The sequence below is a fragment of the Streptomyces ossamyceticus genome (assembly GCF_001418475.1).
Classification (GTDB): domain Bacteria; phylum Actinomycetota; class Actinomycetes; order Streptomycetales; family Streptomycetaceae; genus Streptomyces; species Streptomyces ossamyceticus.
In genome coordinates this window covers 1-10,565 of record NZ_LIQX01000275.1, presented here as the reverse complement: position 1 = coordinate 10,565, position 10,565 = coordinate 1, and the positions used below count along the sequence as shown (strand labels likewise).

Genomic DNA, 10,565 nt, shown 5'->3' with positions numbered 1-10,565 from the left:
CGATCGGGACCGACAAGAGACTTGACGTTCATGCCGGTCCCGTAGCACAGCAGCTCCTCGTCCGATCGGTCCGTTCCGCCTTCTGGCCGGGCGGCCTCGGGTTGGGCGCGGTGTCACCTCGGTTCACGGATCTGTGACTCGAAGCGGGTCTGCGCGTGGTCCAGTACCTCGTCCGGATCCTTTCCGTGTGCCCGAAGCCAGTGCAGAAAGTCCGTGATCACGCCGATGACCGCTTCTTCGGCCATGGTCGTGCTCAGCCTGTCACCGATGGTCGAACCTGGCGGCGCCTTCGTCGTGGCGTAGACGTCGAGCAGCGTCTCGGCACGCGATACACCAGGGTCGCCTCCGTGATCACTCGGCGACATGATCTCCGTGTCCAGCTCGCACCAGGTGACCTTCCGGCCGCTGCGGAGCAGAACGCCCCAGCGGTCGGCCACGGCATCGACGAGGGCCATGCCACGTCCGCACTCCGAATCTGCCTCCGCGGCCATGAGCGTGGGCAGGGTACGCGTGTCGGGGTCGTGGACCTCGATGCGCAGCCGCGTGCCGTTCACAGAGACCGCGAGCGTGGTCGGAGTGCCGTGACCGACGTGTGTGATGACGTTCGAGACGAGTTCGCTGACGCAGAGCTGGGCCTCGTCGACTACCTCATGCAATCCCCAGCGCCCCAGGTGGAGCCGCATCAGGCGCCTCAGGCCGGCGACTTCCTCCGGGGCGGCCGCGAAGGTCAGGTCCCACGGCTGCCGAGACATACACGGTGTCCGGATCACTCAGTCCTCTTTCGTCGCATGCCGACTCCACCCCGATCCACGTGTTCAACGGAGTGTCACACCTACTCGCTTTGAGTGGTGTCCGTGCAAGGATGCAGGTGGCACATCCCGCCATGCAATGTGCACAGCGGGATTCCCACTACCGAGTGATTGGCAGGCAGACCCCTTGGCGCGAGACTGAACACCCGCTATTCGACGGATGATTGAAAGGATTGAGATGGCCGGTTCACCGACGGCGCGGCGTCGTCGTCTCTCGATCGAGTTGAAGAAGCTCCGCGAGAAAGCCGGGTTGACGTGCGCCCAGGTCGGCTCGGCGCTGGATTGGAGCGGCTCCAAGGTCAACCGGATGGAGACGGGCAGCGGCCGGATCCAGCCGTCCGACATCGACGCCCTGTGTCGGTTCTACGACACCAGCGATGAGCTGCGCGAGTTCCTCAAATCCCTTGCCCGGCAGGCCAAGACCCGTGGCTGGTGGCAGGTGCACGGCGCGGGCGTCCCCGAGTGGTTCAACATCTACATCGGCCTGGAGCAGGATGCCTCCACGCTCCGCCAGTACCAGTGCGAACTGGTACCCGGCCTCATGCAGATCGAGGCGTACGCCCGTGAACTCCATACGACCGGCGCGCACATGTCAGCAGAGGACATCGACCGTGCCGTACGCGTACGCATGGAACGACAGAGCATGCTGACCGGCCCTGATGCCCCCGATGTCTGGTTCATCGTGAACGAGGGCGCCGTGCGCAATGTCATCGGGGATCGAGCACTGATGCGGGAGCAACTCGAACGCGTCATCAATACAGCTGAGTTGCCAACTGTAACCCTCCAAGTCCTGCCCTTTGACTCAGGCACCTGTCCGGCCACAGGCTCGTTCACGATGCTCGGCTTTCCCGCACCGGAGGACCCTGATCTGGTCTACCGGGACGGCATCACCGATGCTGTGTACCTGGAAGGCGAGCATCATGTTCGTGAGTACACCAGGGCGTTCGACGGCCTGCGAGCCGCAGCTCTGAGTCCTCAACGGTCCAGTCAGTTGATCAAATCGGTTCTTAAGGAATGCGCAAGGTGAGCATGGCAGTGTCCAGCGACGACGGGCGTTTTCTATGGTTCAGGTCGTCGTACAGCAACGGCGCGGGAGGCGAGTGCGTCGAGTGCGCTACAACCGATGACTGTGCTCTGGTTCGGGACTCCAAGATTGTGGAAGGCCCCGTGCTCGTCATCGGCAGCGAGGCCTGGCGATCCTTTGTTGAGGCCGTGGCAGGCTGAGCCTGATCCGCTTTGACCGAGTCTGCGGTGCGGCTGTGACTCAGGTTCGTGGCTACTGCTCTGAGATGAACCCGTGGCCAGGTTGACGCGGGCGGGCGCAACAGGCTGACCAGCAGCGAAAGCCAGGGGCCCAGCGGCGAAACGACCACAGCGCCGAGCACGCGTGTGCACTGCTGCTGGTCTCCCGAGCGGTCTTCCATGCCCGCCGCTGCGCGGCGCGTGGCGCCCCGGCTCGTCAGTGCCCTCCCCACAGATCGGCCAGCGCCAGCGCGGGATCCCCCGCCACGAGTACCGGCGAGTCGAAGGAGAACGCTCGCCCCTCCGCCCCGAGGACCGCGTATCCCCGTTCGCGGCAGAGGGCCACCCCGGCCGCGACGTCCCAGGGTTTGGGTGCGATGCATACGCAGGCGTCGAGCCAGCCCTCCGCGACGCCGACCAGGTCCAGGGCCATGGAGCCCTGCATGCGGAGTCGGTATGCCTCGTCCTGGACGCGGCTGAGGAACCGTCGGGTGTGTGCGCTGCCCGAGCCGGTGCCCGAGACACCGACGACTGCGCGCCGCAACTGGCCGGCCACAGCGGCCTCCGTCACCGAGCTGGAGGCAGCCGACCCGGTCGACCAGCGTCGGCCCAGGGACGGGGCGTGCACCAGCCCCAGCAGAGGGATGCCTTCCTCCGCGTAGGCCAGGGAGATGGCGTACATCGGTGCGCCGCGCGTGTAGTTCATCGTGCCGTCGATCGGGTCCAGCAACCAGCAGCACGGCGGCAGCGGGGCATCGGGCGCCATCGCCGACTCCTCGCCGACGACCGGGATCTCCGGTGTACGCGCCTGAAGTACCCGCGTCACCCGTGCCTCCACTTCGACGTCGGCGTCCGTCACCTCCTCGCCGGAGGCTTTGAGGCGCGTCGCGGACCATTCCTCCCCGGCGGACGACAACCACCGGACTGCCTCGTCAACGGCCTCTTCGGCGACCGCCAGCAACTCGTGCAGTGCGGGCGGTCCCTGCCGCCGGTGAGGCTCAGGCACCTTGGTCACCTCGCGGCCAGTGGCCTGTCGAACAGCGTCTCGGCATGGGCGCCGTGCTGGCCCATGACGTAGAGGCTGAGCCGGTCGAAGACCCATTCCTTGGGCAGGGCGACCCGCTGTGGCGCGGTGCGGACCAGGTCCAGGGCGACGTCCTCCGAGGCCCGGCCCAACGTCATGTGCGGCGCGTAGGCGTCTCCCGTGTAGCGGTAACCGTATTTCTTGAAACTGGCACGCTCGTCGTCCGTGAAGCGGGAGAGGTCCTTGGTTCCGTCGAAGGCCGCGCGGTCGAGGTGCGGTGCCAGCGTGGCGAGTGCGATCTTCTGCAGGTCTTCGATCAGAGGTGGGCGTTCGAGAGCGAGGAACAGCCAGCCTGTGGGCTGGTACACCACTCCTTCGCTGCACAGGGCGACCTCGCCCCGCAGGCCGGCGCCCGCTGCCGACGTACCGATGCTCTCCAGAGCCTCAGCCGGGTCGAGTGAGTCGGTGAACGGTCCTTGGAAGACCGTGACATGGGGCAGGTTGCCGTCCGGATGCAGTGGAGGCTCAAGGGCCACGTCACCGCCGACGTCCTTCTGCAGTCGTACGGCCTCCCGTAGATGATCCGCACGCGGGAGCAGTGCAACACCAAGCCATCTCGTCACGGGTGAGCTCCTACTTTCGTGATCACTTGAAGTGCCGCGTCGAGACCTCGTCGCAAACAGGCCGCGGCCGGCTCCCCCTCGAGTCGGCCCGCGATGACTCCGGCGTCGAACGCGTCACCGCCCCCCGTCCTGTCGACCGGCTCCACCGGAACGGTTGGTTGGTGGAACAGTTCCCCGTCTGCCGTGGCCCACAGGGCGCCCTCGGCGCCCAGGGTCACTATGACGTCTCCCGAAACGAGCTCGGCGTAGCGCCGTGCGGTGGAGGCGACGTCGGGTCCGTGAGCCAGTGGAAGGCGGGCGGCTTCGTCGGCGTTCATGAAGTTCAGTGACTGTTTCGGCGCCAGCGCGCTCATGTCTCTGCCGTTCCACTCGACGGAGACGCCGCACCCGGCCTGCTGTGCGAGACCGACGACGCGCTGGAGGGCTGGAGTGGGGTCACCGACCACATGGACGTGATCCGAGCCGCGGACGTCCTCTTCCGTGACGGCGCTGAAGGCAACGTCCCGGTCCGCGCCCTGGAAGGTCAGCATTCTCTTGCTGTCGGGTGACGCGATCACGATCGCCATACTTGTCCGGGCTCCGGCCTGCACCCGCACCAGCGAGGTGTCGATGCCACGCGCCCGCAACACCTCCAGACACATCGCGCCGGCGGTGTCGTCACCCACGGCGGACACGAGCCGGACCGAGCATCCCTGATGCACCAGCCCCACAGCGGTGTTCGCCGCGGCACCCCCCGGCAGTGTGGTGCACGCGTGGCCGCGCAGTTTCTCGTGCTCGGCGGGGAGCCGGTCAGACTGGGCGATGATGTCGAAGTTCGTTCCTCCGACGACCAGTACACGCCTCACGGCGGTCATGACGGCCGACCCCAGCGATAACTCTCGAACAGCACATGGCGTACCAGCCGTTCACGGCTGTCGGGCGCGCTCTCCGGTGGGAACGAAGCGTGCGTGACCAGGTCGCGGACCAGGTGCTCGTAGCTCTCGTCGTCCGATCCGGCGTCGTGAAAGGACCGCATCAGTTGCCTGTGCAGCTCCACGGGGCGCAGATCCAGCTCTTCCAGCCACGTCCGGTTCGCGACCAGCACATTGGCAGCCGCGGAACGCAAACGCACCTGGGTAGAGGCCGGAAGCATCTCGGAGTTGAGCAGCTCGAAATACGCGTCGTCGTCGTGCGCGTGCATCCGTAGATTCTGCCCGCCCACCGCGAGAACGTCACGGTTCAGGTGGAACAGTTCCAGGCCGAGGTGATGAGGAACGTCGAGGATGCTCACCCCCATGTCGGCCAGGCCCGCCTCGTCCGTCGACAGCGCCGACAGCAGGTTGTCGAACATGTCGCTGTGCTTGGGCACCGCGATCCGAGCACCGGCGGGACTCTCCAGGAACTCCTCGGCCGTCACTCCGCCCCAGCGGCCGTCGCGAGCTGCGAGGAGATAGAAGTTGCGGCCACCCATCGAGTAGCCGACCCGCCCCACCGTCACCACCCGGTCGCTGATCTCCTGGTCCGATTCGAGCAGACGGAGCGACCGCTGCTCGTTGTAGACCGCGACGTCGAGCAGCCGAGTGGACACGTCCCGTACAAGGTTGTCCGACCACGGGAGTTGGACCGGCAGCACTCGATGGTTGCGCTGGGCCACCGCCTTCTCAAGACCGCAGCCCAACAGCACCGCCTTGACCACGATCAGGGTCGAGTCAGCGAGACGAGTCGTTCCGGCACCGCGCCGGCGATCCGCGAGCCTGTGTCTGGCCGCCTCCTCCGCCAGGGAGCTGCTGGTCTGCCCGTACCACACGGCCAGCTGTGTCAGGGCGTCGAGGCACGGTCGGACGTCTTCGGCGGAGATCTCCTCGGCCGAGGAGTCCTGGGCGTGACTGCCGTAGTTGCCGTAGTTCTGGATCGTACGAACGGCCAGAACCACCTTGGGAGGTACCAGCCCCTTGGCCGTGAGCACCGTCAGAAGGGCCTCGAGCGTCGGCTTGGAGCCGACGGCCTCGCGAAGGGCAATGTCCAAGAGGATCGACTCCGCTGCTCTCCTCGCAGTGCCGAGGAAGACCTCGGGGTCCGATTCCGCGTACCTCAGAGCTTTTCTGTACAGCCGGAGCGGCTCGCCCTCGTTGTCCGTCACCCCGTTGCCCGCATCCTCTTCTCTCCCTGGTCCGCAGGTCGCAAAGTAACAGGATGCTGAGCAGACGGTACAGACGGTATCCAGTCGATCTTGTACGCGACCGGCGCTTTCGAGGTACCCGAAGTGGGGGGAGGCGCCTGTCGGACCGGCCGTACCGTCCGGCCTACTGTCAGCGGACGTCGCCGGGGCTTCTGCCCCGCAGCGAGGACACGACCAGGCGGCCGTAGCGGGTGGTGAGGGCCAGGGCTGTGGTCGCCAGGGCGGCGACGAGCGCCACGACAAGGGCGGTGAAGCCCTTCATGTCGAGTACTTGGAGAATGCTCAGCGCGGTGCCCAAGGGAAGGCCCAGGATGGTCAGAACGCCCAGAGCTCCCGCGATCTGCTGGCTCTCCTGCGTCTGCACCAGACGGGCGTACTCGGCCGCCTCCGCGAGGATCTCGCCGAATCGGGCCGGTAGACGGTACTGCGCCTGAAACGACAGCAACAGGTCGTTGGCCGGGCCGTGAGCCGTGAGGTGCTGACGCCAGTACGTACTGCGGAAGCCCGCGATGTGCCGTTCCAGAGCGGAGACCCGGCGAGCGAGTTTCGGGCCGTCGAAGATACCGGACAGACTGTCCGTCAGCTCGTCGATGTGGTCACGCTGGACGGTGCCGAGCAGCAGGGCGTCGAGGTACACGGTACGGCAGTGCAGTTCCGCGAAGGCGTAGAAGTCGCCGTCCCCCGAATCGGCGCGATGGCCGAGGAAGGCGGCTCCGTGGCGCAGTACCAGGGCGCTCCAGTCGGCGGAGAGTCGAAGCGTCTGAGCGGTCCGGTCCGGCCATGCCTCCAGCGGTACGGGGAAATCGGTCTCTGTGGAGCGGGATGCGAGGGACCACAGCCACCGGTCGGCGGTCTCGGGGAGCCGGTCGGCACTGCGAAGCGCGGGCGTGTGGTGCGCGTCCGGGGTGAGGAAGGCGACCGTGTAGGGGTGGGCGAGGGCGAACGGGGCCGTGACGACGCGCGTCTCCGCGACGCCGTCGAGGAGCACTGCCGGGGACAGCGGGCCTTCAAGAGGGTTCGGATCTGCGGGCCGACGGTTGGTGATGGCGCGCAGCGTCTCCAGGAGTGCGGGCCCTTCGACGTCGAAGTGCAGCACGGCGAGTGCCTGGTGCGGATGCCGCGCGGTGGCGGTGAGCAGTAGCTCGATCCCGCGCAGCCACAGCGCCTCGTGCCGTATGTCCATGAACCGGTGCCAGCGGCACGGCCGTTCGGTGGTGCCGTAGAGGGCGCGGGCGGCAGCCGCGTTGAAGTACGTCTGCCGTGTGGAGACATCGGTACGACGGCTGCCCAGGTCGAAGGGGATCGGTCCGGTCGGCCACGTGGGAGGGGCGGTGAGACGCACGGGCAGGATGACTGCGAGGCTCTGACGGACGCCGGTGACGGAACTGAGATCCGTGGTCAACGGGGGACGCCTCCGATACGGACCGGTCTGCTCTCTGCGGACGCGCTTCAGGATACGAATCTCGCGTGCCCCCGGGCGAAGCAATTGCGGTGCGACGGAGTCGAAGCGCCCATGGGCGGCGCCCCGGCGGCTTGGTGTGTCCGTCAGCGGGGCCTGGGGCGGCCCCTCTCAGTCCCACTGCTCGTCCGCGAGGGACGTGACCGGCTGCGGCTTGCCGATGACGGCCAGGGCGATGAAGAAGTTGATCTGGCCGATCGCGATGGTGAGGGTGGCCAGCGCCTTCTCGTCGTAGTGCTTCGCCACCTCGGCGTACAGCTCGTCGGAGACGCGCTCCTTGCCGTGCGGGGCCGGCTGGAGGGTGGCCTCCACAAGGGCGAGGGCGGCGCGCTCGGCGTCGGTGAAGTACGGGGCGTCCTGCCAGGAGGAGACGGCGGTGATGCGCTCCTCGGACACCCCGGCTTTGCGCAGGAAACCGGTGTTCAGGATGGTCAGGTAGGTGTTGCCGACGATCTGCCCGGCGCGCAGGTGGACGAGGCTCATCGTCGTGCGCGGCACCGAGCGGTTGCCCGTGGCTCGGAAGAGGGCGGCGCTGATGTCATTCAACTCGGGCACGAACTCGGCCGGGTTGGGCATCCGGGAGATAGAGGTGTTCGTCATGACTGCTCTCCTTCGCATCGGGCTTCGCATCGGCTTGCACCGGCATGGATCCGCCTGGTTGGCGTCCTCACAGCACTGACGGATGGGCGTACGGAGATGTGACAGGAATCCGGGAAAGTTTTTCCAGGGTGCTTCGGGTCGATGGCGACCGTGCTCCGCCGGGCGGGCGCGGCCGGGCGTCCCTGTCGGTCAGAAGTTGAACGCGGGCCTCATTCCCGCGCCGGCACCACCACGGATACGCTCCCGAAACGCCCTACGCCGCCAGCGCCGCAGACTCTCCGAGTTGCGCCGCCGCCGTCTGCCAAGCTGCCGTGACCGCGCCGTGCGCCTGCCTCGTGCTCGTGGCGCTGTCGCCGGACAGTCTGACCGGTGCCCCCACATGGACGTGCAGTTCCGGGCGTCGGAGTGGGGCCGTCGCCAGGCCTGCCAGTTGCTTCGCCGGGTTGCCCGACGTGACGCGGCGGGCGCCGGCCTGGCCGACGGGGATGACGGGCGCGCCGGTGCGTTGGGCCAGGCGGGAGAGGCCCGTGCGGAACGGGGCCGGGGCCGCTTCGGACGCGTCCTTGCGGGTGGGGATGCCGCCCTCGGCGTAGATGAGGATCAGGCGGCCTTCCCGCAGCGCGGCTGCGGCGTGGTCCAGGGCCCGGGCGGCGCGGGGGTCGTTGCGGTGGACCGGTATGTGGCCCTCGCGGCTGAGGGCGCGGCCCAGCAGCGGGATGCGCCACAGGCCCGCCGCCGCCATCACCACCGGGTGGACGTCCAGGCGGTGCAGCGCGGCCAGGACTATGGCCGGGTCGGCGAGCGACGTGTGGTTGGCGGCGATGATGCTGCCCGGCGCCAGCACGGCGTCCGCGTCGGCGGTCACCGTGAGGCGTCCTACGGTCGGTACCAGGACGTCGGCGAGGCGGCTGAGCATGCGGGTCTCCCGGACTTGCACGTCGATGAGTGTGAGGAGTGGTGTGAAGGGTGATCCTCATCGTCGGCGCTGGCTCCGTCCGCGGGCCTGAGTGCTCCTACTCAGTCGGCGGGGGTGCGGTACCCATCCGGTCGGTTGCGATAGGGCCCACCTGAATTCGGTGGCGGGGCGTGTCTTCGCTCCGCCAGGCTCACCGGCATGACCTCGGTACTGGAGAACGTGGCGATCGACTGTGCGGACGCCTACGAGTTGGCTCGGTTCTGGAGCGCGGTGACCGGTTGTCCCGTGCATCCCGACGCACGGCCGGGCGACCACGAGACGCAAGTGATGCTGTCCGAGGGGCCGGTCCTCTACTTCAACCAGGTGCCGGAGCCCAAGACCGTCAAGAACCGGCTCCATCTGTGCCTGCGGCCCACCACCTCACGGGAGGAGGAGGTCGAGCGGCTATTGGGGCTCGGAGCCACACTCGTCGCCGATCAACGGCAGCCGGACGGGGCCGGCTGGGCCGTCCTCGCCGATCCCGAAGGCAATGAGTTCTGCGTCCTTCGTAGTGCGTCCGAGCGCGCCGCTATGAGCAGGGCGGGTTCGGTGAAGGAAGCGGAGGAGGACGAGGAAGGGGGGCCGGTCACTGGCGAGGGGTCGGTCGCTCGTGCGGAACACAGGTCGGCCGCGGAGTTCGGCTCCTTGCCCACCGCCGAGTTCGCCTTTCCCGGTCCGTTGCGGGATCGGCTCGTCGGCGCCATCCTCGACGGGGCCAAGACCTCCACCACCGGGCTCGTCGTCGACTACGAGCACGAGGGGGAGGCACTGCCGGTCGTCGGGGACCGTTCCGTGGTCGTGGACTCCGACGAGCTGCCCGTCGCCGTCATCGAGGTGACCGGCGTGCGTGTCGTCCCGCTGGCGGACGTGGACCTCGCCCATGTCGTGGACGAAGGGGAGGGACACACCAGCGTGGCCGAGTGGCGGGAGGCTCACGAACGGTTCTGGCACAGCCAGGAGATGCGTGCCGCGTTGGGGGACCCCGGCTTCACCGTGGACGACACCACACCGGCCGTCCTGGAACGGTTCCGGCTCGTCGCCGACCTTCGTCCCGACCACCTTCGTCCCGCCGAGCCGCCGCGTACGTGACCTGTCGGCGTCCCCCTGGCTTCCGCGAGGGGACGGCCCCCGGCATCGTCCGTCTCTACCAGTCCCTCAAATCCACCCGACGCCAACAGTGCGGGTCCCCCTTGTCCTTCCGTCGGCGCTCCTTCTCGCGGAGCACGGACGGGAGCACCGCCTCGATCGCCGTCAGGGGGCCGGAGAGGCGTACGTCCGCTGCCACGATGCCCGGTGCCGAGGGCGGGGCCAGGTAGAGGCGGACGGTGCCGGGGGCCGTGGGGAGGAAGCCGACCAGGGGCAGGAAGGGCAGGTCGTCCGTTGCGGGGCAGGTCAGGGACGTGAGGAGGGAGAGCCGGCGGTGGGCGGCGGGTTCCTTCGCCGTCGGGTCTTGCGACGGGTCCAGGTGGATCACCGTCATGCCCATCGTCTCCTCGACGCGGCTCGACGAGTAGAGGTGGGTGCCTCGGTGGGCCGCGCGGAGGAGCGCGAGCATGTGGTGCGGGGTGACGGGCTCCCCGGCCCGGTCCAGCGGGATCTCGTAGAGGCGGAAGTCGGGGGGTGCGGCCTTGCGGCGGCCTGTCGCGAGGCGGAGCGCGGGGCGGCCTTCGGGGGCGGGGAGGATGCCTCGTACGT

General features: G+C 68.1%; 12 protein-coding genes and 1 pseudogene. 4 read left to right on the top strand and 9 right to left on the bottom strand.

Annotated elements, in window-relative coordinates; translation table 11 throughout:
* Window positions 1-113 precede the first annotated feature (113 nt).
* On the bottom strand, window positions 114-752 hold the full coding sequence (locus tag AOK15_RS21335; protein WP_055519280.1) for an ATP-binding protein: 639 nt from the start codon (window positions 750-752) through the stop codon (window positions 114-116).
* A gap of 235 nt (window positions 753-987) precedes the next feature.
* Here AOK15_RS21335 and AOK15_RS21330 point away from each other — a divergent pair, with 235 nt between their 5' ends.
* On the top strand, window positions 988-1,836 hold the full coding sequence (locus AOK15_RS21330; RefSeq protein WP_205632186.1) for a helix-turn-helix domain-containing protein: 849 nt from the start codon (window positions 988-990) through the stop codon (window positions 1,834-1,836).
* Complete coding sequence (locus tag AOK15_RS21325) at window positions 1,824-2,033, top strand: DUF397 domain-containing protein (RefSeq protein ID WP_338059918.1); 210 nt, start codon at window positions 1,824-1,826, stop codon at window positions 2,031-2,033. Before AOK15_RS21330 ends, AOK15_RS21325 begins: the two co-directional genes overlap by 13 nt.
* 235 nt (window positions 2,034-2,268) lie before the next feature.
* On the opposite strand, the gene AOK15_RS21320 is transcribed toward AOK15_RS21325, so the two are convergent.
* From AOK15_RS21320 to AOK15_RS21290, 7 genes are all read right to left on the bottom strand, one after another.
* Window positions 2,269-3,057 carry an inositol monophosphatase family protein gene (locus tag AOK15_RS21320; protein ID WP_240508530.1) on the bottom strand — a complete coding sequence of 263 codons (789 nt, stop codon included), beginning with the start codon at window positions 3,055-3,057 and terminating at the stop codon, window positions 2,269-2,271.
* 5 nt (window positions 3,058-3,062) lie between these two features.
* Window positions 3,063-3,698 (bottom strand): 2'-5' RNA ligase family protein, encoded by a 636-nt coding sequence (locus AOK15_RS21315; RefSeq protein WP_055519276.1) that lies wholly within the window; start codon window positions 3,696-3,698, stop codon window positions 3,063-3,065.
* A complete protein-coding gene (locus AOK15_RS21310) occupies window positions 3,695-4,552 on the bottom strand; it encodes a carbohydrate kinase family protein (protein ID WP_055519273.1) in 858 nt (285 codons plus the stop codon). The genes AOK15_RS21315 and AOK15_RS21310 overlap by 4 nt, the downstream gene beginning before the upstream one ends.
* On the bottom strand, window positions 4,549-5,817 hold the full coding sequence (locus tag AOK15_RS21305) for a DUF4145 domain-containing protein (RefSeq protein ID WP_079058612.1): 1,269 nt from the start codon (window positions 5,815-5,817) through the stop codon (window positions 4,549-4,551). The genes AOK15_RS21310 and AOK15_RS21305 overlap by 4 nt, the downstream gene beginning before the upstream one ends.
* Before the next feature lie 169 nt (window positions 5,818-5,986).
* On the bottom strand, window positions 5,987-7,258 hold the full coding sequence (locus AOK15_RS21300; RefSeq protein WP_055519270.1) for a hypothetical protein: 1,272 nt from the start codon (window positions 7,256-7,258) through the stop codon (window positions 5,987-5,989).
* Between the two features lie 168 nt (window positions 7,259-7,426).
* Complete coding sequence (locus AOK15_RS21295) at window positions 7,427-7,915, bottom strand: carboxymuconolactone decarboxylase family protein (protein WP_055519268.1); 489 nt, start codon at window positions 7,913-7,915, stop codon at window positions 7,427-7,429.
* 253 nt (window positions 7,916-8,168) lie between these two features.
* Complete coding sequence (locus AOK15_RS21290; protein WP_055519266.1) at window positions 8,169-8,831, bottom strand: lysophospholipid acyltransferase family protein; 663 nt, start codon at window positions 8,829-8,831, stop codon at window positions 8,169-8,171.
* Between the two features lie 198 nt (window positions 8,832-9,029).
* On the opposite strand from AOK15_RS21290, the pseudogene AOK15_RS21285 reads away from it, so the two are divergent.
* Window positions 9,030-9,404 (top strand): annotated as a pseudogene (locus AOK15_RS21285) (VOC family protein); the annotation flags it as partial.
* Window positions 9,405-9,515: 111 nt separating this feature from the next.
* On the top strand, window positions 9,516-9,959 hold the full coding sequence (locus AOK15_RS21280) for an ASCH domain-containing protein (protein WP_055519306.1): 444 nt from the start codon (window positions 9,516-9,518) through the stop codon (window positions 9,957-9,959).
* 55 nt (window positions 9,960-10,014) lie between these two features.
* On the opposite strand, the gene AOK15_RS21275 is transcribed toward AOK15_RS21280, so the two are convergent.
* Window positions 10,015-10,565 (bottom strand): hypothetical protein (locus tag AOK15_RS21275; RefSeq protein ID WP_055519264.1); only part of this gene is annotated, 551 nt, incomplete at its 5' end.

Coding starts and splice junctions, on each gene's coding strand:
- AOK15_RS21335 (WP_055519280.1), bottom strand. CDS start 752: ATGTCTCGGCAGCCGTGGGACCTGACCTTCGCGGCCGCCCCGGAGGAA.
- AOK15_RS21330 (WP_205632186.1), top strand. CDS start 988: ATGGCCGGTTCACCGACGGCGCGGCGTCGTCGTCTCTCGATCGAGTTG.
- AOK15_RS21325 (WP_338059918.1), top strand. CDS start 1,824: ATGCGCAAGGTGAGCATGGCAGTGTCCAGCGACGACGGGCGTTTTCTA.
- AOK15_RS21310 (WP_055519273.1), bottom strand. CDS start 4,552: ATGACCGCCGTGAGGCGTGTACTGGTCGTCGGAGGAACGAACTTCGAC.
- AOK15_RS21295 (WP_055519268.1), bottom strand. CDS start 7,915: ATGACGAACACCTCTATCTCCCGGATGCCCAACCCGGCCGAGTTCGTG.
- AOK15_RS21290 (WP_055519266.1), bottom strand. CDS start 8,831: ATGCTCAGCCGCCTCGCCGACGTCCTGGTACCGACCGTAGGACGCCTC.